This is a genomic window from Mycobacterium sp. SMC-18 (assembly GCF_045310895.1).
Taxonomy (GTDB): Bacteria; Actinomycetota; Actinomycetes; order Mycobacteriales; family Mycobacteriaceae; genus Mycobacterium.
This window is the reverse complement of the sequence record NZ_JBJIAL010000006.1, coordinates 171,496-193,869: the sequence shown is the minus strand read 5'-3', so window position 1 is coordinate 193,869 and position 22,374 is coordinate 171,496. Positions and strand designations below refer to the sequence as shown.

Below are 22,374 nucleotides of genomic sequence, written 5' to 3'. Positions count from 1 at the left end.
CTGGGGGTACCTGACGTGGACGACGTTACGCAGCGATCCGAGGGTTGGTCAAGTACCCCCTGGGGGTATCTCTTGGTGAGTTTGGTATGCGGGGTCGGTGCTGCGTTGGCTCTGCGCTGCGGGCGGGATAGTGCGAGTAGGCAAGGCCCTCGTCGCAGGATCAACCGCGGGGTCCGTTCACCCTGAAACCACGGCGCAAAAGTGCGAGTAGGCAAGGCCCTCAACGCAGAGCCAACGTGCGAAACCCAGGAACTACCGCCCGGCCATGCGCTCCAGTCGCGCGATGCGGTCCTCGATGGGCGGGTGGGTCGAGAACAGCTTGCCGATCTTCTCGCCGGCCCGGAACGGGTTGGCGATCATCAGGTGGGCCTGGTCGGCCAGCTGCGGCTCCGGCGGCAGCGGGGCCTGTTGCACGCCGGCGCTGATCTTGCGCAGCGCGCTCGCCAGCGCCAGCGGGTCACCCGTCAGCTCGGCGCCCGACTGGTCGGCCTGGTACTCGCGCGAGCGCGACACCGCCAGCCGGATGACGGTCGCGGCCAGCGGTCCTACGATCGAAAGCACCAGCAGGACAAAGGGATTGGGCCGGTCGTCGCGGTCGCCGCCGAACATGCCGATGAAGTACGCGACGTTGACCAGAGCCGTGATCACCGACGCCATGGCGCCCGCGACACAGGAGATCAGAATGTCGCGGTTGTAGACATGCGACAGCTCATGCCCCAGCACGGCGCGCAGCTCGCGCTCGGTGAGGATGTTCAGGATGCCCGTGGTGCAGCACACCGCGGCATTGCGGGGGTTGCGCCCCGTGGCGAACGCATTGGGGGCGGCGGTGTCGCTGATGTACAGCTGCGGCATGGGCTGGCGCGCCGTGGTGGCGAGCTCGCGGACGATGCGGTACATCGCCGGCGCCTGCATCTCGCTGACCGGCTGCGCATGCATGGCCCGCAGCGCCATCTTGGCGCTGTTGAAGTAGACGTAGGCGTTCATGCCGATGGCGAACAGCACCGCCAGGTACATGATGTTCTTGCCGAACAGCGACCCGATCAGCACGATGAGCGTCGAGAAGCCCGCCAGCAGCGCGAACGTCTTTGCGGTGTTCGCGTGCGGATTCCACGTCATCGGCTACCTCCTCCAGCGCAGTCAAACTCACTGAATTGAACGCTCGGCAACTGGTGCCTGGTTCCAGGGTGTCCCGTTGGGAGGTCAGCCGTGGCGGTCAGCGGTGTACTCGACCAGGTTGAGCAGCGCCAACCGGCCGGGCAGGTCCGGCAGGTTGTTCAGCTCGGCGCGAGCGTCCGCGGCGAAGCGCTGCACGGTGCGCTTGGCCTCGACCATGCCCTGCGACGCGCGCAGCAACGCCAGCGCCTCGGCGAGGTCGGCGTCGTTGTCGATGGGCTTGGCCAGCAACACCCGCAGCCGGTCGGCGTCAGGCCCGGTTTCCTTCAGCGCGTACAGCACCGGCAGGGTGTGGACACCTTCGCGCAGATCGGTACCCGGCACCTTGCCCGACTCGTCGGGATCACTGTCGATGTCGATGATGTCGTCGGAGATCTGGAAGATGGTGCCGACGATGCCGCCCAGCCGGCTCAGCCGCTCGATCTGCTCCTCATCGGAGCCGGAGAACGTCGCACCGAACCGTCCGGACGCCTCGATCAGGCACGAGGTCTTCTCGTACACGACCTTCAGGTAGTGCTCGACAGGGTCGGCGCCTTCGAGGGCGCCGCGGGTCTCGCGCATCTGGCCCGTCACCAACTGGGCGAAGGTATCGGCGATGACGCGCACCGCGTCCGGCCCCAGCCGGGACACCAGCCGCGAGGCGGTGGCGAACAGGTAGTCGCCGGCCAGGATCGCGATGTTGTTGCCCCAGCGGGCGTTGGCACTGTCCGCGCCGCGTCGCACCTGCGCCTCGTCCATGACGTCGTCGTGGTACAGCGTCGCCAGGTGCACCAGCTCGATCACGGCCCCGGCGATCGCGACATCGTTGTTGTCGGGGTCGGGCCCCAGCGACGCCGACAGCACGGTGAACAGCGGACGGAACCGCTTGCCACCGGCCTGGAACAGGTGCTGGACCGCCTCGGCCATCAGCTCGTCGGCTTTGCCCAGCTCGGTCGACATCAGGTCTTCGATGCGCGCGACCGCGTCACGAACCTGCGCGGCGAAGGCGGCGTCACCAAAGTCCACGCCCGCGACCACTGTCGCTGGTGTCTTCATGGGTCCAACATACTGGGCGGCATGGTCGTGCACGCAGATGTGGTCGTGGTCGGAGCCGGGCCGGCAGGTTCCGCCGCTGCCGCCTGGGCAGCGCGTCGGGGCCGCGACGTCCTGGTGATCGACTCCGCGCAGTTTCCCCGGGACAAGGCCTGCGGCGACGGGCTGACGCCGCGGGCCATCGCCGAACTGCGTGAGCTGGGGCTCGGCGCGTGGCTCGACGGCCGCGTCAGCCATCACGGACTGCGCCTGGCCGGCTTCGGCGCGCAGCGCGAGGTGCGCTGGCCCGGACCGTCATTCCCGGCCACCAGCAGCGCCGTGCCGCGCACCGAGCTCGACGACCGGATCCGTCAGGTCGCGGCCGACTCCGGCGCGAAGATGTTGTTGGGCGTCAAGGCCGTCGGCGTCACGCACGACGCCACCGGCCGCGTCCGCACGCTGACGCTCGACGACGGACAAGAGGTCAGCTGCACCGAACTGATCGTCGCCGACGGCGCCCGCTCGACGCTGGGCCGTGTCCTGGGACGGCAATGGCATCAGGAGACCGTGTACGGGGTCGCGATCCGCGCCTACATCGAGACGCCACGGCATGCCGAGCCGTGGATCACGTCGCACTTGGAGCTGCGCTCCCCCGAAGGGGAGGTGCTGCCCGGGTACGGCTGGATTTTCCCGCTGGGCAACGGCGACGTGAACATCGGCGTGGGTGCGCTGGCCACCGAGAAGCGTCCGGCCGACGCCGCGCTGCGCCCGCTGCTCGCCCACTACACCGACCTGCGCCGCGACGAATGGGGCTTCGAGGGTCAGCCGCGGCTGGCCAAGTCGGCGCTGCTGCCGATGGGCGGCGCCGTGTCCGGGGTCGCGGGACCGAACTGGATGCTGGTCGGTGATGCGGCGGCATGCGTCAACCCGCTCAACGGCGAGGGCATCGACTACGGCCTGGAAACCGGCCGGCTGGCTGCTGACCTGCTCGGCTCGGGCGACCTGAGCGCGGCCTGGCCCGCACTGCTGCAACAGCACTATGCCGCCGGGTTCTCCGTGGCCCGCCGACTGGCGATCCTGCTGACGCTGCCGAGGTTCCTGCCGCTGACGGGGCCTGTCGCGATGCGGTCGCAGTACCTGATGACGATCGCGGTGCGGGCCATGGGCAACCTGGTGACCGAGGAGGACACCGACATGATCGCCCGCCTCTGGCGCCGCGCCGGACGCGGCTCACGCCGGCTGGATCAGCGCAAGCCGTTCAGCTGAGCGACCGCGCGAACCCGACGATGTCGCGCACGGTGGCAGCGAAGACGTCGGGCATGGCACCGGCAAGCAGGATGTCGCCCGCGTGGCAGGTGCCGGCGACGATCCGGCCGACGACGCTGACGCCCGCGGCGGCGAGCCTGCGGTAGTAGATCAGCCCCTCGTCGCGCAGCGGGTCGAGTTCGTTCACCGAAATGACATGTGGCGGAAGGCCTTCCAGCTCAAGATCGGTGGCCTCCGCGGCCCAGCAGGTGCCGTCCTGCGCGTGCTGCTGGTCGGGGTCATAGATGGAACCCAACAGGGCCAGTTGCAGGCGGCTGATGAAGTACTGGTCGTTCTCCCGCAGCGACGGCAGCTCGTCGCAGTCCTCGAGCCACCGGTTGGAGATGTACGGACACTGCGCGTAGACGCCGGCGATCTCGCCGATCCAGCCTTCTCGCTTGGCCTTCAGCGCGACCGTCAGCGTCAGGTTCCCGCCGCCGGACTCCCCCGACACGATGAGGTGGCTGATCCCGAGCTCGTCCTGGTGCGCCGCGGTCCACCGCACGGCCGCGGCGCAGTCGCCCAGACCGGCCGGGAACGGGTGCGGGCCGAGTGCACCGCCGGAGTTACGGAACTCGACGCCGACGACGACAAGGCCTGCGACCGCGAGGTTTTCGCGCAGCCGGACGTACTGGATGTCTGCGGCACTGCAGATCGCCATGCCGCCGCCGTGCAGGTGCACGAGGCCGGGCAGCGGGCCGTCGACGTCGGTCGGCCGGCTGATGAACAGCGTGATCTCGTTGCCGTCGGTGCCGGTGATGGTGGTGGTCGAGGTGGTGACGCCCGCTGCGGCCGGGGCCTGCTCGCCGAACATCTTGAGCACGGCGCCGGTCCCCTGCTCGGCGAAGTTCGAGAACTCCACGCGCTGCGCCAGCGGAGCGTCGACGGTCAGGGGCGCTTCCGGCAGTCGGCCGTCCATGCCGAACGCGGCGAGCGCCTTGACCATGCGCGGGTCGGCGCGCGGGTCGGTGCCGATGGTGCAGTCAGGGTCAGCCAGGTGTCCGTAGGGCATGGCCCCATCATGGTGCCGAAAATGAACTTGGTCGCGACTTTGCGAAAAGTCGCGACCAAGTTCACCGTGGGCGGAAAGTTACCGGTATTCGCAGAGGTACGCGGTCTCGACTTCGACGCGGACACCGAACTTGCTGTCGGCCGGCACCGTGAATTGCGTTCCCGCGGCGAAGGTTTCCCACTCGTCGCTGCCGGGCAGCTTGACGGTCAGGGCGCCGGACACCACGTGCATGATCTCGAGGCTCGAGGTGCCGAATTCGTATTCGCCGACGGCCATGACGCCGACGGTCGCGGGGCCCTCGGCGGGCGCGAACGCGATCGATGCGACCTTGCCATCGAAGTACTCATTGACCTTGAACAACACATCTCCTCGAACTCAGGTGAGGGGTCAGGATAGCTGGCGCGACTGCCGGCGTTGACTGCGAACCCACGCACACTCGCACTCGATCTCTTACGACGTCAGTTCGCGGTCAACGTCGATCTCGCGCTCGCGGCTACTGCACCACGTACTTGTGGACCCCGAGGATCGCGTTCTCGTCGGCCGGTTCGGTGGTGCACTCGTGCAGCGCCGACCGCACTTTCTCAGTGTCCATGCCGGTGCCGATGCACACCAGTTGCGTGCCGGTGCCGCGACGCTTCTGCAGCCGCAGCGAGCCGCCCACCAACTGCAGCAGGTACCGGTGTCCGCCGCCGAAGTCGACGAAACCCTTTGCCCGGTAAAGCCCTTCGGGCCGGTCACGCAGCAGGGCCAGCAAGCGGCGGGGGTTCAGGACGTCGCCGGTGGCGTATTCGACGGACTGGTAGACGGGATGGTCGTGGTCGTGGTCGTCGTGCAGCAGCTCGTCGAACGACAGCTGGGCCTGCGGGGCGCGCTCGGGGATGTCGATGAGCAGCGTCGGGTCGATTCGCGCGAAATCGGTGGGCTGCACCGGAACTCGCGGATTCTGCGCGCGAATGCGGGCCACCACGTCATCGATGTCGGTGGCCTCGGAGGCCCGGTTCAGCACCACCAGGTCGGCGACCGGCAGCCCGTGCCCGAACTCCGGCTCGCATCCGTTGACCACCAGGATCAGGCCGGCGTAATGGAAGTCATCCGAATCGGCCGTCATGATGGTGCGCGCCACCGCGGGCGGCTCGGCGACGCCGCTGGCCTCCACCACGATCAGATCCAGGGCCGGGCGGACGGCGGCCAGCTTGCCGAGCATCTCGGCCACCTCACCGTCCTCCGCGACGCAGCAGATGCACCCGTTGGACAGTGACGCCATGGCGTCGACCTGACCCGCGACCAGCATCGCGTCGATGTTGACGGACCCGAAGTCGTTGACCAGCACGCCGATTCGCGCGCCACGGCCGCCCCGCAGCAGGTGGTTGAGCAGCGTGGTCTTGCCCGCGCCGAGGAAGCCGGCTACGGCGAGGACGGGAATCACGGATTGACGACTGAGCCCATTGGCGGTTTCACCGCCGCGTGCAGCGCGACGATCCCTCCGGTCAGGTTGCGCCAGCGCACCTGCGACCAGCCGGCCGCCTCGATCTTGCGGGCCAGGTCGTCCTGATCAGGCCAGGCCCGGATGGACTCGGCGAGGTAGACGTACGCCTCGGGGTTGGACGACACCGCGGTGGCCATCGTCGGGAGTGCCTTCATCAGGTACTCCTTGTAGGCCGTCGCGAACAGGCGGTTGGTGGGCGTGGAGAACTCGCACACCACCAGACGACCGCCGGGCCGGGTCACCCGGGCCATCTCGCGCAGGCCGGCGCTGAAGTCGACGACGTTGCGCAGCCCGAAGCTGATGGTCACCGCGTCGAAGACGCCGTCGTCGAACGGCAGCCTGGTGGCGTCACCGGCCACCTTCGGGACGTTCCGCGCCGCACCGGCGGCGAGCATGCCGACCGAGAAGTCGCAGGCCACACACCAGGCGCCCGACGTCGCGAGCTCAACGGTCGACACCGCCGTCCCGGCAGCGAGGTCCAAAACCTTGTCACCTGGGCCGATGCCCAGCGCGGCGCGCGTCTGCCGCCGCCAGAACCGGTCCTGTCCCAGGGACAGCACGGTGTTGGTGATGTCATAGCGGCGGGCCACGCCGTCGAACATCGACGCGACCTCGTGCGGATCCTTCTCCAATGACGCGCGACTCACAGATATGACGCTACCGGCTGGTCTTGTGCCCCGCGTCTGCGGCGGCCCGGGAATGGAACGGCCACCGCGGGAGCTGTAAGCCGCATGGGTGCAAAAGTCTGGTTCATCACGGGGACATCGCGCGGGTTCGGACGCGAGTGGACGGCGGCGGCGCTGGAGCGCGGCGACAAGGTGGCTGCGACGGCGCGGGACGTGTCGACGCTCGACGACCTCGTCGCCAGGTACGGCGACGCGCTGCTGCCCATCGCGCTCGACGTCACCGACCGCGACGCCGACTTCGCCGCCGTGAAGACGGCACACGAGCACTTCGGCCGGCTGGATGTCGTCGTGAACAACGCCGGCTACGGCCAGTTCGGCTTCATCGAGGAACTGTCGGAGGCCGAGGCGCGGGACCAGATCGAAACCAACGTCTTCGGCGCGCTGTGGATCACGCAGGCGGCGCTGCCGTACCTGCGGGGGCAGGGCAGCGGGCACATCATCCAGGTGTCCTCGATCGGCGGCATCAGCGCGTTCGCGGGTCTCGGCGCGTACCACGCGTCCAAGTGGGCGCTCGAGGGTTTCTCGCAGTCGCTGGCCGCCGAGGTGGAGCGGTTCGGTATTCACGTCACTTTGATCGAGCCAGGTGGTTTCGCGACCGACTGGGGCGGCGCGTCGGCGAAGCGGACCACGGAACTGCCGGAGTACGACGGACTTCGGGCAGACGTCGCGCGCTGGCGCGGCGAGCGCAATGCGGTACCGGGCAACCCGGAGGCCTCGGCGGCTGCGGTGCTCAAGATCGTCGACGCCGAAAAGCCGCCGCTGCGAGTATTTTTCGGCAGCGCACCGCTGCAGATCGCGAAGACCGACTACGAAAACCGGTTGCGCACCTGGGAAGAGTGGCAGCCGGTGTCCGAGCTGGCGCAGGGCTGAACGAAGGAACTCCGATGGCGGGATTGAAATTCGTCCGACGGGACGACGGGTTGACGTATGAGTTCACCGAAGACGGCGAGGCGCACGGGTTTCCGTCGTACAAGCGGGTCGATCTGGACATCTGGTGCCGGCGGCTGCCGCACTTCGGGTGGGTGGTGTGCACGGAGCGGAGCGCGGTGTCGAGTCGCCCGTTCGACCACGCGGGGTTCGGTTACCTGCCACCCGAGGGTACGTGGGTGAGCCGTAAAGACGACCGGTCATACGTGTACGACCTCGTCCACGTGAGCTGAACTCCCGCCGAGCGTGCATGTCTGCGCACGGCACGCCGGTCGACACGTGCAGATTCGTCACTCTCGGCAGCCACGAGCGCGACATTCATGCACACCAAATACGGCGTGTCGCAGGCAAACACGCACGCTCGCGGGAGAGTGGGGCCGCGGCGGCGCGGCTCGCGGGAGATCAGGCTGCGAGGGCGCGACGCTCGCCGAGGACGGCGGCGTAGTGGCCGAGCAGTTCGTCGCACACGGCGGGCCAGGTGCGGCCGAGCACGCTGCGGCGGGCGGCGAGCGAGTAGCGGGACCGCTCGGCCAGCAGGTGGTCGACCGCGGCCGGCAGCGACCCCTCGAAATCCGCCACCGGCAAGAGCAATCCGGTGTGCATGGGTGTCACCAGATCACGCGGGCCACCCGCATCCGGCGCGATGACCGGCAGACCTGACGCCATGGCCTCCTGCACCGCCTGACAGAACGTCTCGTGCTCCCCCGGGTGCACGAACACGTCCATGCTGGCGTATGCCGTGGCCAGTTCCCGCCCGTACAGCGCGCCGGTGAAAACCGCTGTCGGCAGCAGCTTTTCGAGCTTGGGTTGATCGATACCCTCGCCGACGACCACGAGCTGCAGATCGTCGCGGCCGGCCAGCGCGGCCAGCCGTTCGACGTGCTTCTCCGGCGCCAGCCGGCCGACGAAACCCACCACCGGCTTGCCCTCGGGCGACCACTGCGCCCGCAGCGCGGCACTGCGCGCCGACGGTGCGAAACCGGTGACGTCGACGCCGCGGCCCCACTTGTACACGCGCGGAATCCGATGGGTGACAAGGTCTTCCATCGTCGCGCTGGACGGCGCGAGGGTCCGGTCGGCGCGCGAGTGCAGGTGCCGGTTCCAGGCCCACGCGGTCTTCGTCATCATGCCGACGCCGTAGCTCTGCGCGAAACCGGCGATATCGGTCTGGAACACCGCGACGGTCGGGATGTCGAGGAAGCGCGCGGCGTGCAGGCCGCCGTAGCCCAGCAGCGCCGGCGACGCCAGGTGCACGACGTCGGGCCGAAAGTCGCGCAGTACCCGCACCATTCGCGGCCGCGGCACACCCAGCGGCAACGACGTCACCTTCGGGAACATGCGGGACGGGATGCGATGCACGGGCACATCGCCGTGAAAAGTGTCTGCGGGCTTTTCGCCCCGCGGTGTGTCCGGCGCGATCACCAGCGCCTCGTGGCCGTTCCGGTGGAGGTGCTCCAGCACCCGGAGCACCGAATTGGTGACGCCGTTGACATTCGGGAGAAAGGACTCCGCCACGATCGCAACTCGCACACCTGCAGGCTGGCAGCGCAGCCTGACCGTCAGGTGACCGTCAGGGGTACGCGACGCGAAGACACGCACAACTCGGGTACCACCGGTATCGTCTGTCGCACCGGGGTGAGAAAGGGGCCGGCATGCGTCTACCTCGGCTGATCCTCGCTTCGGCCACCGCGCTGGTCCTCCTCGCCGGGTCAACCGGCTGCGGCCGTACCGTCACCGGATCGGCACTCCGGGACCCGGATCTGCCGGGCGTCGCGCTCACCGCGGACGGCTTCGGCATCATCGCCGGCCGCCCCGACGCCCCGGCGCAGATCGAGGTGTACACCGAGCCGCAGTGCACCCACTGCGCCCACCTGCAGGACACCGACGGTCCGGAGCTGAAGAGCCTGATCGCCCTCGGCCTGCTGACCGTCACCTACCGCCCGGTGACGTTCCTGGACACCGAGTACGGCTATTCGGCCAAGGTGGCCAACGCGATGTTCCTGGCCGCCGCGCACGGCACGTCGGCGCCCGCGCTGCAGGCGTACGTCGCGACGCTGTGGGGCCACCAGAATCCGGGAGGGTCGGCGCCATCGGACGGTCAGCTCGCGGGCTGGGCCGCCGATGCCGGCGTCAGCGCCGAGGCCGTGGCCACCATCCAGTTCGGTGAACACGCCGTCGACACCGACGAAATGACGATCACCAACGAGACCCGGCTGCAGGAAATCCGCGACGGCGACGCCGGCACCCCGACGGTGTACGACCTCACCGGCAACACCGTGGTGGACATCCAGGAAGACGGGTGGCTGGCCAAGCTGACCGCCGGCCGGCAGACCTAACCCAGCCGGCGCTGCACGAGCGTCACGATCCAGAGCAGCGCACCGGCGACCAACCAGCCCACCACGGCGATCGACCCGGCCGGGATGACGGCCAGCGACGCGTTGCGGTTCTGCACCCGGACCAGGTCCGGGTTGCTGCGGTCGTACTCGACGTAGATGCGCATCCCGGTCTCCAGCTCGGACGGGTACAGCACCCCCAGCTCGGGCCGGTAGGTGACGCGGTCGGGCGTCACGAACTCGATGGTGGAGCGTCGCGGACCCGCCGAGAGCACCTCCGCGGCCGCCGTGCCCATGTTGTGCTCGATCTGCTGGTCGTTGCGCCACGCGCCGAGCACCAGCAGCACCGACTGCAGGGTCACCAGGCAGCCCATGATCACGATCCCGATCCGGATCCGGCGGATGACGCGCTGCGACCGGGTCTCCTTGCCGTCACCGAAGACCCGCAGAATCAGGTTGTCCCACAACGTGTTCAACCTGCAGCGCAGGGGTTCGGGGATCACGGCGCGGCCTTGATCGCCGCCCGTATCGATGCGTGCAGCGCCCGCAGGGTGGACCGGTCGGCCTTGACCTCCAGCACGCGCATCCCCTCGAACGGTTCGCGCAGCGCGGTGGCCAGCCCGTCGGCCTCCACCTGCCGGCACTCGACGTGGTACGCCCGGCACAGGGCCGCGACGTCGACGTCGTGCGGGGTGCCGAAGATGCGCGACGACACGTCGGAGAAGCGGGGATCGCCCTGCTCCAGCAGCTCGAAGATGCCGCCGCCGTTGTCGTTGGAGACCACGATGGTCAGCGCCTTGGGCATCGGCTCGGTGGGGCCGATCAGCAGGCCCGAGCTGTCGTGGACGAAGGTCAGGTCACCGATGAGCGCGACGGTCCGGCCCGACGTGTGGGCGAGCGCGGCGCCGATCGCCGTCGACACCGTGCCGTCGATGCCGGCGACGCCGCGGTTGGACCGCACCGAGATGCCGTGCGAATTCAGCCCGACGAGCGCGGCGTCACGCACCGGGTTGGAGGCGCCGAGCACCAGCTGGTCGCCGGACTGCAGCCCGTCGGCGACGGCGGCCGCGACGTGCAGGCCCGTGGTCAGTTCGTAGGCCGCCAGCTGGTCCCGCACCGCGTGCTCGGCGCGGGTGTTGGCCTCGGCACACTTCGCGAGCCAGGCCGGATCGGGAGTGCCCGACGTGATGGCCCGCGTGCCGGTGGCCTGCGAATTGCCGGACACGTCGGGCCAGCGCGGGCCGGTGGTCAGGGCATAGACGGGCACCGACGGGTCGGCCAGCAGCGCCGACACCGGCCGGTGCAGTGTGGGCCGGCCCAGCATGATCACCTGCTGCGGCCGGACCAGTGACAACGCCAGCGGATGCAGTGGGTTGTCGGCCGGCGGCGCGGTCGGTTCGGCGACGGTCGGCAGGTGCGCGAGGTTCTCGTGCCGGCCCGCGCCGTGGCCGGCGATGACGACGGTGTCGGGCGTCAGGTCGATCTCGAGGGGCTGGTCGAACGTGACGGGCGGGGTGTACGTCCACGGCCGGCCGTCGGGGCGCCCCTCCGGGCAATAAGAGGAGCCGTCGACCGTTCCCTCTTTGGCGTCCGGGACCAGCGGCTCCCGCAGCGGAATGTCGAACTGCACGGGTCCGGCGTTGGCCGAGCGAGAACCCTTGGCGGCCACCAGGACCCGGCACGTCGCCGACCGCCACTGCGCGTTGGCCGCGGCGACGTCGGCCGTCGGCTCGGCCAGGCCGAGGCTGATCGTGGCCCGCACCTGGTTGCCGAAGTAACCGAGCTGCTCCATGGTCTGGTTGGCGCCGGTGCCCAGCAGTTCATAGGGCCGGTTGGCGCTCAGCACGATCAGCGGCACGCGGGCGTAGTTGGCCTCGATCACCGCCGGACCGAGGTTCGCCACGGCGGTGCCCGACGTCATCGCGATGCACACAGGTGAGCCGGCCGACACCGCGAGGCCGACGGCCAGGTACCCGGCGGTGCGCTCGTCGATGCGGACATGCAGGCGCAAGCGGCCGGCGCGGTCGGCGTCTGCCAGCGCGAACGCCAGCGGCGCGTTACGCGAACCAGGGCACAGCACCACATCGCGGACGCCGCCGCGAATCAGCTCGTCGACCACGACCCGCGCCTGAATCGTCGACGGGTTCATTGCTACAGCGTGTCACACCGGGTTGGCAGCGAAGAATTCCAACATCGCGGCGTTCACCGCATCGGGACGCTCGATGAAGCCGAGGTGCCCGGCGTCGGGGATTTCCAGGTAGCGGCCCAGCGGAATCGCGTCGGCCACCTCTTTCGACAGGTGCGGCGGCAGCACGACGTCGTCGGCGAACCCGATCACCTGCACGGGCACCGCGATCTGCTGGTAGGCCGGCAGCCGGTTGGTCTCGGGCGCGACGGCCAATTGCGCGCGCAGTCCCGGAGTGGGCTTCGTCGGCCACATGGTGAACATCTCGATCCAGTCCTGGACGGCGCGGTCGTCGTTCAGGGTCTTGGGTGAAAAGTTCTCCAGCAGACGGTTTTTCGCGTCCACCTCAGGCGGCAGCTCGATGCCGGCGGCGAGCAGCGCCCGCTCGGCCTCGCGGAAGAATTTGCGGGCCCGGTCCTCGCGGCCGCGCGTGGCCATCAGCACCGCGGAGGACACCAGCTCGGGGCGGGCGACCATGAGTTCCTGCGCGATGAACGACCCCATCGACACCCCGACGACGCGCACCGGGCCGCCGACGACCTTGTTGATCAACGACGCCGTGTCCGCGACCGCCTGGTCGGTGGAAAAGCCGATGGCGTTCTCCGTGGCGCCGATACCGCGGTTGTCGAACGTGATGCAGCGGAAGCCGGCCCGCTGGAACGCCGGTACCTGGTGCAGGTGCCACGTGCGGCCCGCGCCGCCGCGGCCCGCGATGAACAGCACCGGCTCGCCATTACCGCGCTCGTCATATGCCAGATTCACCCGGCCGAGGTTACTGGACCCGGGATTTGTGCACGATTTTCCGCGGTCGGCGCGGAAAATCGTGCACAAATCCCTAGGTCAGCGGCGGGTTCGGACCTTCTTGAGGGCCTGGTCCCACAGCAGCGCCGTGGTGGCCTTGAGGGCCGTCGGCTTGAGCAGCTCGCGGGACATCAGGGCCGTCGCACTGGCCTTGGTGGCGGCCGAGGCCTTCGACATGTGCCCGGAGTCGAACGGGGGCTGCGGGTCGTATTCCATGGACAGCTGGATGGCCTTGGCCTTGTCCTCGCCGCCGATCTGCGCGGCCAGCCACAGACCGAGATCGATGCCGGCCGAGACACCCGCGCAGGTGACGATGCGGTCGGCCGACTGCACGATGCGCTCGTCGGTGACGGGTTCGACGCCGAACGTGCGCAGCAGTTGCACGGCGGCCCAGTGCGACGTCGCGCGCTTGCCCTTCAGCAGTCCGGAGGCGCCCAGGATCACCGAGCCCGAGCACACCGACGCCGTCCACGTGGTGGTCTCGTGGGCCCGCCGCAGCCACTCCAGCAGCTTCTCGTCGCGCGCGTGCTCCATGGTGCTGAACCCGCCCGGGATGAGGACGATGTCGGGCGACGGGGTCTCGTCGAACGAGTGGGTGGCGCCCACCAGCAGCACCCCGGAGTCGGCGACGATCGGGCCCGGCTCGTGCCAGACGAAGCGGACCTCGGTATCGGGCAGCCAGCGCAACGACTCGTACGGCCCGATGAAGTCGAGGGCCGTGAACCCCGGGTACAGGACGATGGCAACTTGCATTATTGCTCCCTAGCTCGCATTTTCTCTGGTCCTCGCGTGCGCGAAAGTTCTGCGGTACTGGTCGGGTGAAACCCCGACGCGCCGAATGAAACTGCGGCGCAACGTTTCCGCGCTGCCGAAGCCGCAGCGGGCGGCGATGGCGGTGACGGTGTCGTCGGTCTCGGTGAGTTGCCGGCGGGCCGCGTCGGTGCGGACGCGCTCGACGTAGGCCGCGGGCGGCTCCCCCACCTCGGCGGTGAAGGTGCGGGTGAAGTGCCGCGGGCTCATCGCGGCGGCGCGCGCCAGCTCCGGGACACTGTGCGCGCCGCCGGGTTCGGCTTCGATGCGCTCCTGCACGTCGCGGATCGGTTCGCGCTTGGCGCGCGGCATCCAGACCGGCGGCGCGAACTGCGTCTGCCCGCCGGGCCGGCGCAGGTACAGCACCAGCCAGCGAGCGACGTCCTGGGCGACGTCGGTGCCGTAGTCGTCCTCGACGAGGGCCAGCGCCAGGTCGATGCCCGCGGTGACGCCGGCCGCCGTCCACACCTGCTCGGAGCTGCGGACGAAGATCGGATCGGGATCGACGGTGATGCAGGGGAATTCACTGGCGAGCTTGTCCGCCGAGGCCCAGTGGGTCGTGGCCGAGCAGCCGTCGAGCAGGCCGGACTCCGCCGCCAGGAAGGCGCCGTTGCAGACGCTGACGATGCGGCGCGCGTGGGGTGCGGCGGTGCGAATCCAGTCGATGACGGCCGGGTTGGCCCGGGCCTCGTCGACGCCCATGCCGCCGGGCAGCACGATGGTGTCGATGGGCTCGTTGGGGTCAGGCGGCGGCTTGGCGACGAATTCGAGCCCGGTCAGCGTGGTGACGGGACCGCCGTCGGCCGCGGCCAGGACCGGCGCGTAGCCCTCGTCAGCCCGCCCCATCGCGGCCAGCTGCAGCGTGGCTCCCGTGAACACGTCGAAGGGGCCGACCACATCGAGGGCCTGCACCCCGCGGAAGCCGAGCAGCACCACAGATCGCGTCACGCTTCTATCGTGCGACGCCGAGGTCCATGGCGTCTACGCCACGGACCCCACAAATCAGGACATGCCGGCCGGCATTACGCCCGGCCGAACAGGCCGCCCACGAGCCGCTGCAGCGGACCCGGTGCCGAGCTGTCCACCGCGGGCGCGTCGGCACGCGGTGCGGCGCCGTAGCCCACTGCCACCACGGCGTCGCACAGATCAGCAGGGCTGACGTCACGGTCGGTCTCGACGGTGGCGGTCTTGGTGGCGAAGCTGACCGATGCGTGCACGCCGTCGATCTTGTTGAGTGCCTTCTGCACCCGCCGGGAACACATGCCGCACGACATTCCGGTGATGTCGAGATAGACGGCACCGGTGGTCGGTGCCCCGGGCCGGGGTTCGGTCACATCCGTCAAGGTCATTTCCTCACAATCTGATCGGCGCCGAAGACAGTGTCGAGCGGCTGCGGCGTACTGGTGCACTCCGCGATGGATTCGAAATCGATATCGACAGTGGGATATTCGGCGAGGTACTCGGCATACGTGCGGCCGCGCAACCTCGCCCCCAACCCGACCCACGCGTCGAGTACCGCCCAGCGCTGCGGATTTCGGGCGGCCCACACGCTGCGGTCCAGCCGGTCCTTCCACTCCGGGAGATCGATGGCCGGGAACCCGAGGCCGTTGAGAAACGCTGTATAGGGCAGCTTTTCACCGCGTAGCACGGTCATACCGCGACCCAGCTCCACCGCCGGTGACAGCCCGGGAAGCAGCCCGAGAATGCTGTGCGCGGCGGCCACGCCGGTGGTGACCTCTTCCGTCACCGGCACCACGGGACACGCCCCCAGCGCGGCGCAGGCATCGACCATCGCCACCAGGATGTCCGACGACCGCGCGACTTGACGAGCGTCACCGAGCACCCTGGGCAGGCGCACCACCGAGAAGTCCAGGCCGGCCGCGGCACGGGACACGGCCATCTCCGCCAACGACTTCGACGCGGCATAGGGGTACGGCGCATGACGCGGGTCGGTCACGCGCGACGCCGTCACGTCGGCGTTCACCACGAAGGTCGACAGGTGCACCAACCCGGCGCCGCGCCGCGCACACGCCTCGGCGATCGATGCCACCGCGGAAACGTTGGCCGCCCGCAGCCGGCGGTAGGGCACCAACACATTGGTGTTGCCGACGCAGTTCACCACGGTGCCGGCGCCGACGCCGGCGAGAAGGGCATCGAGTGCTGCGGGGCTCAGGCGCTCGGGTACCCGCACGATGTCGACGCCGTCCACGCGGTGCAGGCCCGCCCACGGGTCACCTTCGGGCAGTGGCGATCTCGTGGCGAACACCACATCGGGACAGTCGAGCCCGGCCCGGGCGCGGTCGAGGATCGCCCGCGCGAACCCGGTGCCCAGAATGCCCGAGGCGCCCAGAATCACGATGGTCGATGCGCCGCCACCGGGCCCGCTGGTGGCCGGAAGGCAGCCCCTCCGTGCTGCCGCCAGGTCGTCTGCGATCTCGGCCGCGGTCTCCTCGTCCATCCAGGTGTCGACGTCAGGTTTGCGGCCGACGATGTTGGTGGCGGAGTCCGCGCCGATCAGATCGAGAATCGACAGCTGCCAGTCCAGGAACCGTCGGGTCTCCGGCAGGATGCGGATCAGGTCCAGTGAACCGATGCCCTCGTCCAGCAGGGACGCGTCCGGCCCGATCGGCCGACCGAGCCGGCGACTCCACATCTCGGAGAGGACGGTTGCGCGCGGGTCCGCCTCGGTGCCGTCGCGCGGAACCTCCTTCTCCACAACCAGTTTCGCGCGGTCGACCTTCCCATTGGGCCGGCGTGGGATGCTCGGGACGCCGACAACGTGAAATGCCGGTGCCCCTTGTGCTCTCGCCAGGTCCTGAATCCTGGCGCGCGCGGCCGGGTCGTCGTTCCCGGTGCGGGTCTGTGGGGTTTGGAACCAGATACCCAGGCCATCGCCCGCCACTTCCACTGCCGCGTCGGATATCTCGGGTACCGACGACAACCGGCGCAGCAGTTCGGCGATGTCGAACCGCTTGCCGGCGATCTTGACCACGGCGTCCCGTCGTCCGGCCAGCATGGGGTAGCCCGCGGCGTCTGTCGTCACCCGGTCGCCGGTGGCGAAGGCCCGATACCGGGAGCCATCGGGCGCCTGGACCGTGCCGAAGCTCGTGCCGTCCAGCCCGAGGTAACCGGCCGACACCAGCTCCCCGACGACGACCACTTCCCCGAATCCGACGAACACCGAGCCCGGCACCAGCGGGCGGCCCAGCCTGGCCGTGGTCCGCGCCGGTTCACCCGCACCGATCGGCAGCTGCGTGACGACCACCGTCGTCTCGGTCGGGCCGTACGTCGAGACCAGGGAAATGCGCTCGGCGGCAAGCACATCCCACCACTTGTCGACCGCGGCGGGACGGACGGCCTCGCCGCCGATGATCACCTGGCGCAGCGCCGAGCCGCCCAGCGCTGCCAGTGCCGCGTCGTCCTCGCACAACAGATGCCAGACCGCGGTGGGCAGGTCGAGCACGGTGGCGAGGTGCGCCGCGACATCGCGCGTCAGCGCGGGCAGGTCACCGGCGCGCATCGCGACCGACCGGACGACCCGCGCGCCACACGACAGCGCGCCGAACACCTCCTCCACGCTGATGTCCGACGTCAGCGGAGCGCACTGCAGGATGGTGTCGGCCGGCCCCCAGCCGTAGGCATCCCGCACCGCGGCGCAGAAGATAGCCAGCGAACCATGCGTCACCGGAACAAGTTTGGGTTGCCCTGTCGAGCCCGACGTGGGCATCACATACGCGAGCCGGGAGCCCAGGCCCTGGTCGCGCATGACCTGGCCGATGCGGTCGTCCACGAGTTGTCCTGTCGTGCCGTCCACCTCGGCAACCGGTGTGGTGAGGTCGACGGCGTGCGCACGGGTGCCGCAATGCTCGGCAATGACGCTGACCCGCGACTCCACCTCGCCGGGTGTCGCGCAGACGCTGTAACCGCAGCCCGCCAGGTGGCACGCGATCAGCAGCTCCACCGCGCGCTGGGAATCGTCGTCGACGAAGACCAGCACATCGCCGGGATCGACACCGCGGCGGATGATCTCGGCGATCCACTGGTCGACGCCCGGGCTGCGGCACTGGCCGGGATCGGCGTCCAGGAACCAGGCGCGCGCACCGGCGAGTGGCGGCGCGGGTACGCCGGAGCCCGCTTCGAGACGGCCATCGGCGTCGAGCGCCGACCAGTCACCGACGGTCAACGCCATCGGCCGGTCCCAGTGCGCGTCCATCGATCGCAGTGCCGCGACGATGCGGCCGGCGACGGCGACAGGTTCAGGGTGATCGTGCCGGGTCCAGATGGCGAAGTCGATGGTGCGCCGCGCCTCGTCGTGGACGCAGGAGACCGTGATCCCTTCCACCGGGCCGATATCGGTGACCACCGGGGGTTCGGACAGGTACGGGCCGAGCTCCGGGGCGGACCGGCCGCGCATGTAGTTGATCGTCAGCGCGTCGACGGGTGCGCCGCTGGTGATCGCGAGATGCATGCGGCGGTACCGCTCTTCCCGAAACCACCGGCGCCGCAGCGCTTTGACATAGCCGCGGTCGATCGCGGTGACGACGTCCCGGACCGCGGCGAAGGGTGCGAACCGAACCGGGTGGGCGACCGAATTCACCAGACAGGTGGCGACATTCAGCTCCGGCGCACCGAAGCGGTTGTCCACCGGGTGCACCAGGAGGGCCTCGGTGCTCTGGCGCAGGCTCGCGCGTACCGCCGCCGCGGCGGCCGCGACCAGGATGTTCAGCGGCACCTGCCGGGCCTCGGCGAGCGCCACGATCTCGTCATAGGCCCGGTCGGCGACTCGGCACGATTCCCGCAGCACGCCGCGGCCTGCGGTACCGAGGCCCGCTTCGACAGTGCCCGGCGCGGAACCGCCGCGCAGTGCGTCTTCGGTCAGTTCGCGGCGCACCGCGGCAACGTGGCGTTCGGTCGCTTCCGCCACTTTCGCGCGTTCGCTGCGGTGTGCTGCGGCGAGTGCCGCCAAACCTGCTGTGGTGCTGGGCTTCTGGCCGGCGTCACCGAGATGCCGGGCCAGGTCGGCTTCGATGATTGCGGTCGCAGCGCCGTCGAGCAGGATGTGGTGGGTCTGCGCGTCCATGCCCACCACCTGGCCGTCGACGTCGGTGTGCACGACGTAACGCACCAGCGGGGTTTCGAGAATGCCGTCCGCCCATGCCTTTTCCAACGTCTCGCCGACGGGGTCGGTCTGCGCTCGCACACTGACGACGTCCGCAACCTGGAGGCGGGCAACAAGAGCCGGGTAGCCGTCGCCGGCTGCCGGCGGCTCCAGGACACACAGCTGAATGGGGTTGTCCCGCACCGTCGCTTCCAGCGCGGACAGGAACCTCGCCGGCGCCAGCGGCCGGAATCGGTAGCGCTTGCCGATCAGATACAGCGCGGGATCGGGGTCCTGCAGCACCCCGTGGTAGATGTTCTGCTGAGAGATGCTCAGCGGAATCCGTCCGTGGTCAGACGCCGCCACGGATGCCCGCCAATTCCCGGACCCAGCCTTCGATCGTCAGCTCCTGCGCCAGCCGCTTCAGCAGGTCCGATTCCCGGTCCACCCCAAGGCGTTTCATGAGCAGGACGAACCGCACCGAGTCCAGCCCGAGTTCGCGCAGATCGGTGGCGTCGCCGTCGAACAGGTCGGATTCGTCGATGTAGAGCACGTCGGCGACGGCGGCCAGGACGCGTTCGCGGAGCCCGTCAGCCATGGACCGCCGCTGCCAGTGCGGCGCGAATGACCTTGCCGGACTGCGTCCTGGGTATCTCGGTCACCAGCGTGATGGTCGACGGCCTGGCCATCGATTCCGACTCCGCCCGATAGCGCGCCGCGATGGCCCGCTTGAGCTTGCGGGCCTGACCTTCGTCGAGTTCGCCCGACGGGATCACCGCCAGACCGATCAGGGCACCGAATTCGGTATCGGGGATCTCGAAGCAGGCCGCCGCACCGACGCCGGGGACGCTCTCGGCGATGCGGTCCACCTCGTCGGGTGCGACGTTGACGCCGCCGGAGATGATCATCTCCGATGACCGGCCCTTGATGTAGAAGTACCCGTCCACACCGCGCTCGAAGATGTCGCCGGTGTTCACCCAGCCGTCGACCAGGATGTCAGCGGTGCGCTCGGGATTGTTCCAGTACCCCAGCATGTTTGCCGGTGATTTGATCCACAGGGTGCCCGACTCGGCGCCGTCGCCGTCTAGCCGGACCTCGACTCCCGGGTACGGCCGCCCCACGGCGCCCGCCTCGATCCGGGCGATCGATCCCTCCGATGTCGGCAGACACAGGGCGGTACAACCGGTTTCGCTCAGGCCGAAGACCTGGGCCGTGTGAACGCCTGCCGCTTCGACGAACTGCACATCGGCCGCGATGGCACGCGATCCGCCGTAGCCGATCATGCGCAGTGGCGGCAGCGCCGCCCCGGCCCTGACCTCCGACACCAGTCGCGTCAGCAGGGTGGGCACCAGACAGGTCGAGGCGATCTGGTTGACGTTGAGAATCTCGGCCAGCGAGGCGGAATTCTCACCGCCGGTGACACATTCACTGCCGTGCATCAGGCAGTTCAGGATCCACCACAGTCCGCCGATGTGGCTGGCGGGCAGCGGCGAGTAGGTGGCTTCGCCGGCAACCCAGCTGATCCAGGTCAGGTTCTCGCGCGCCAGGATGTCGGCGACGGCGAAGAACGTTCGGTTGGCCAGCAGCACGGCTTTCGGTTCACCAGTGGTCCCGCTGGTGAAGATCATCGCCAGCGGATCATCGGCGCCCAGTTCCGGCGGTGCGACGGCGGGCGCGGCGTCGCCGTGCCCGGCGACCTCGTTGGCGTCGACGGCGATCACCGGGATGGCGCTCAGCGTGTTTGGCAGCGCCGCCGGGTCGGCTCCCGGGGTCAGCAGCACCGCACCGGGGCCGGTGATCTCACCGAAGCGTGCGACCGTCGCGGCCGGGACAGCACGGTCCACCAGCACGGCGACGGCACCGAGCTGCGCGCAGGCCAGCACCGCGACATAGGTCTCGGGACCGTTGTCGGACATCACGAATACCCGGTGGCCGCGAGAAACCCCGCGCTCCCGCAGCTCGCCCGCCAGCCGGTTCACCACGGCGGGGAGTTGGCCGTAGGTGACGGCGCTCGTCCCGTCGCAGCGCCGCAACGCGATGGCCTGCGGGTGCTGCCGCGCCTGCGCGAGCACCCGTCCCAGTACGGTGCTCACGGGATGTTGAGGACCGCGAGTTCGAACTCGCCGAATGCCGATCCGCCGTGGTCATCGTGGAACTCGATGGCGCACGGGACTTTCAGATACCGCCAGGTCCGCTCGACGACCTCGATGCCTTCGCACGTCAGCCGCGCGGAGAACTTGCGCGCATCGATCTGCCGCTTGTAGCGCGACGCCGTCGACCGGATCAGCATGCTGGACAACTGGTTCTCGAAATAGTCGTCGAGCGACCACCCCCGGAACCCGTCGATCTCGCCGTGGCGGACGGCCGGCGCGAACGCGGAGTAGGCGAGCTGGTTGAAGCACAGCACCAGTTCGACGGCGTTGAAATGCCCGGTGCTCCGGATGTAGACCGACTCCGGGATGCTGAAGTTCCCCGTCGCGAACATCGAGTCGCCGGTGGCCCGGTACGTCGCGTCGGTGAGATACCGGCAGCCCTTGTAGGAATAGGGCTCCAGGACTCTGGCCAGCAGCTCCTCCGGAATCTGCTCGGTATCAACCCATTCGGCGACGGGCGCGGTCAACTCGGTGGCGCTCATGCCGCGAACCCCGGCGTCGCCAGGCCGTCGAGCATCGTCAGCCGATACGTCGTCAGCGTCCCTGTCGCGGTGCCGTGCTTCGCCCGGTGGATCAGGGCCCTGTTGTCCCACAGGATGATGTCGCCGACCTCGTAGTGCTGCGTATGGATGAACGGGGACGCGAAGTCGGCGTCGAGCTGGCCGGTGGCGGCGAGCAGTTCCTGCAGCACCGAGGGGTCCAGTACCTCGCCGTCGGCGTCTTCGATCTTGCTGGTGCCGGTGGAGCAGATGTAGAGGATTTCCTGGCCGGTGTGCGGGTGCCGGATCACCGTGGGCCACTTGATCGGTGGCGTGGCGCGGTTGATCTCGTCCCACACCTCACCGATCGGCTTGTAGACGTCGCTGGGCCGAATCTTGATGTGGCGCCGCGGATCATGCGTGCTGAACGTCCCGCGTACCGGCTCTTGCTGCGCCGGCGGCAGGGAATCCCACACCTTGTTGAGATCGATGAAGTACGTGCCGCGGTCGGCGCCCGGCACCGTCAGCGGCATCACCATGGAGAACGCGAACGGCTCCGGCATGAACATGTAATCGATGTGCCAGAACGCACCCGTGCGCGGCACGCCCTGCCCCTCCTCCGTGGAAGAGACGAAGATCTCCGGGTGCTCGTTGTGGTGGTACACGGGCTCGTAGTACGTGACGATCTCACCGAGAATGCGGCCGAGCTCGATGAACTGCGCGGGCGAAGGTTTGACGCCCTTGAGGACGACAAGCTTGTTCTCGTAGACGATTTCGCGGAGCTCGTCGGTGGAGATGTTGCTCAGATTGTCCGGATCGATTCCGACGACCTGGGCTCCGAGCCCGTGTCCCTGCACATTGAGCGTCATCGACGCTGCCTCCCCAAGTTTGCTGCACCGCATCGCGGGGATGTCG

Annotated in this window: 22 protein-coding genes; 4 read left to right on the top strand and 18 right to left on the bottom strand. The window is 69.1% G+C overall.

The window, feature by feature from the left end; genetic code table 11:
• Positions 1-252: 252 nt before the first annotated feature.
• Both htpX and grcC1 read right to left on the bottom strand, forming a co-directional pair.
• The gene (gene htpX / locus ACJH6J_RS08045; RefSeq protein WP_061003354.1) at positions 253-1,116 is read right to left on the bottom strand and encodes a zinc metalloprotease HtpX; all 864 of its coding nucleotides are present in this window, start codon (positions 1,114-1,116) and stop codon (positions 253-255) included.
• Between the two features lie 84 nt (positions 1,117-1,200).
• Positions 1,201-2,208 (bottom strand): nonaprenyl/(2E,6E)-farnesyl/geranylgeranyl diphosphat synthase, encoded by a 1,008-nt coding sequence (grcC1, locus tag ACJH6J_RS08040; RefSeq protein WP_293019729.1) that lies wholly within the window; start codon positions 2,206-2,208, stop codon positions 1,201-1,203.
• Between the two features lie 21 nt (positions 2,209-2,229).
• Between grcC1 and menJ the strand changes: the two genes are divergently transcribed.
• Positions 2,230-3,450, top strand: a complete 1,221-nt coding sequence (gene menJ, locus ACJH6J_RS08035; protein ID WP_406803782.1) for a menaquinone reductase — start codon at positions 2,230-2,232, stop codon at positions 3,448-3,450.
• Here the strand turns inward: menJ and ACJH6J_RS08030 are convergent.
• The 4 genes from ACJH6J_RS08030 to ACJH6J_RS08015 form a co-directional block, all read right to left on the bottom strand.
• The gene (locus ACJH6J_RS08030; RefSeq protein WP_406803781.1) at positions 3,443-4,501 is read right to left on the bottom strand and encodes an alpha/beta hydrolase; all 1,059 of its coding nucleotides are present in this window, start codon (positions 4,499-4,501) and stop codon (positions 3,443-3,445) included. The two genes, menJ and ACJH6J_RS08030, sit on opposite strands and share 8 nt — an antisense overlap.
• A 78-nt stretch (positions 4,502-4,579) precedes the next feature.
• Positions 4,580-4,861, bottom strand: a complete 282-nt coding sequence (locus ACJH6J_RS08025; protein WP_029105179.1) for a pyrimidine/purine nucleoside phosphorylase — start codon at positions 4,859-4,861, stop codon at positions 4,580-4,582.
• A gap of 133 nt (positions 4,862-4,994) precedes the next feature.
• The gene (locus ACJH6J_RS08020) at positions 4,995-5,924 is read right to left on the bottom strand and encodes a GTP-binding protein (protein ID WP_133425474.1); all 930 of its coding nucleotides are present in this window, start codon (positions 5,922-5,924) and stop codon (positions 4,995-4,997) included.
• Positions 5,924-6,634: a demethylmenaquinone methyltransferase gene (locus tag ACJH6J_RS08015; protein WP_133425386.1), complete on the bottom strand. Its 711-nt coding sequence runs from the start codon at positions 6,632-6,634 to the stop codon at positions 5,924-5,926. Before ACJH6J_RS08015 ends, ACJH6J_RS08020 begins: the two co-directional genes overlap by 1 nt.
• A gap of 84 nt (positions 6,635-6,718) precedes the next feature.
• On the opposite strand from ACJH6J_RS08015, the gene ACJH6J_RS08010 reads away from it, so the two are divergent.
• Positions 6,719-7,543, top strand: a complete 825-nt coding sequence (locus ACJH6J_RS08010) for an SDR family oxidoreductase (RefSeq protein WP_406803780.1) — start codon at positions 6,719-6,721, stop codon at positions 7,541-7,543.
• Between the two features lie 14 nt (positions 7,544-7,557).
• The gene (locus ACJH6J_RS08005; RefSeq protein ID WP_406803779.1) at positions 7,558-7,833 is read left to right on the top strand and encodes a hypothetical protein; all 276 of its coding nucleotides are present in this window, start codon (positions 7,558-7,560) and stop codon (positions 7,831-7,833) included.
• A 169-nt stretch (positions 7,834-8,002) separates the two neighbouring features.
• Here ACJH6J_RS08005 and ACJH6J_RS08000 read toward each other — a convergent pair whose 3' ends face one another.
• Positions 8,003-9,130, bottom strand: coding sequence for a glycosyltransferase family 4 protein (locus tag ACJH6J_RS08000; protein ID WP_406774351.1), 1,128 nt, complete (start codon positions 9,128-9,130; stop codon positions 8,003-8,005).
• Positions 9,131-9,252: 122 nt separating this feature from the next.
• Here ACJH6J_RS08000 and ACJH6J_RS07995 point away from each other — a divergent pair, with 122 nt between their 5' ends.
• Positions 9,253-9,936 carry a DsbA family protein gene (locus ACJH6J_RS07995; protein ID WP_406774350.1) on the top strand — a complete coding sequence of 228 codons (684 nt, stop codon included), beginning with the start codon at positions 9,253-9,255 and terminating at the stop codon, positions 9,934-9,936.
• On the opposite strand, the gene ACJH6J_RS07990 is transcribed toward ACJH6J_RS07995, so the two are convergent.
• The 11 genes from ACJH6J_RS07990 to ACJH6J_RS07940 form a co-directional block, all read right to left on the bottom strand.
• The gene (locus ACJH6J_RS07990) at positions 9,933-10,436 is read right to left on the bottom strand and encodes a DUF3592 domain-containing protein (protein ID WP_212807004.1); all 504 of its coding nucleotides are present in this window, start codon (positions 10,434-10,436) and stop codon (positions 9,933-9,935) included. The genes ACJH6J_RS07995 and ACJH6J_RS07990 overlap by 4 nt on opposite strands.
• Positions 10,433-12,082 carry a 2-succinyl-5-enolpyruvyl-6-hydroxy-3-cyclohexene-1-carboxylic-acid synthase gene (gene menD, locus ACJH6J_RS07985; RefSeq protein WP_212807005.1) on the bottom strand — a complete coding sequence of 550 codons (1,650 nt, stop codon included), beginning with the start codon at positions 12,080-12,082 and terminating at the stop codon, positions 10,433-10,435. The genes ACJH6J_RS07990 and menD overlap by 4 nt, the downstream gene beginning before the upstream one ends.
• A gap of 12 nt (positions 12,083-12,094) precedes the next feature.
• Complete coding sequence (locus tag ACJH6J_RS07980) at positions 12,095-12,880, bottom strand: alpha/beta fold hydrolase (RefSeq protein ID WP_212807006.1); 786 nt, start codon at positions 12,878-12,880, stop codon at positions 12,095-12,097.
• A 78-nt stretch (positions 12,881-12,958) separates the two neighbouring features.
• Entirely contained in the window at positions 12,959-13,672 is a 714-nt protein-coding gene (locus tag ACJH6J_RS07975; RefSeq protein ID WP_406801505.1) for a DJ-1/PfpI family protein, read from the bottom strand.
• A 9-nt stretch (positions 13,673-13,681) separates the two neighbouring features.
• Positions 13,682-14,677, bottom strand: a complete 996-nt coding sequence (locus ACJH6J_RS07970) for a GlxA family transcriptional regulator (protein ID WP_318985703.1) — start codon at positions 14,675-14,677, stop codon at positions 13,682-13,684.
• Between the two features lie 74 nt (positions 14,678-14,751).
• Positions 14,752-15,078 carry a heavy metal-associated domain-containing protein gene (locus tag ACJH6J_RS07965; RefSeq protein ID WP_318985702.1) on the bottom strand — a complete coding sequence of 109 codons (327 nt, stop codon included), beginning with the start codon at positions 15,076-15,078 and terminating at the stop codon, positions 14,752-14,754.
• Positions 15,075-19,193 (bottom strand): AMP-binding protein, encoded by a 4,119-nt coding sequence (locus ACJH6J_RS07960; protein ID WP_406801506.1) that lies wholly within the window; start codon positions 19,191-19,193, stop codon positions 15,075-15,077. Before ACJH6J_RS07960 ends, ACJH6J_RS07965 begins: the two co-directional genes overlap by 4 nt.
• Positions 19,180-19,425, bottom strand: a complete 246-nt coding sequence (locus ACJH6J_RS07955; RefSeq protein ID WP_212807010.1) for an acyl carrier protein — start codon at positions 19,423-19,425, stop codon at positions 19,180-19,182. The genes ACJH6J_RS07960 and ACJH6J_RS07955 overlap by 14 nt, the downstream gene beginning before the upstream one ends.
• Positions 19,418-20,920, bottom strand: a complete 1,503-nt coding sequence (gene fadD10 / locus ACJH6J_RS07950) for a fatty acid--CoA ligase FadD10 (RefSeq protein WP_318985700.1) — start codon at positions 20,918-20,920, stop codon at positions 19,418-19,420. Before fadD10 ends, ACJH6J_RS07955 begins: the two co-directional genes overlap by 8 nt.
• On the bottom strand, positions 20,917-21,462 hold the full coding sequence (locus ACJH6J_RS07945) for an FcoT family thioesterase (protein ID WP_212807012.1): 546 nt from the start codon (positions 21,460-21,462) through the stop codon (positions 20,917-20,919). Before ACJH6J_RS07945 ends, fadD10 begins: the two co-directional genes overlap by 4 nt.
• Positions 21,459-22,328: a TauD/TfdA family dioxygenase gene (locus tag ACJH6J_RS07940; RefSeq protein WP_212807013.1), complete on the bottom strand. Its 870-nt coding sequence runs from the start codon at positions 22,326-22,328 to the stop codon at positions 21,459-21,461. Before ACJH6J_RS07940 ends, ACJH6J_RS07945 begins: the two co-directional genes overlap by 4 nt.
• Positions 22,329-22,374 lie beyond the last annotated feature (46 nt).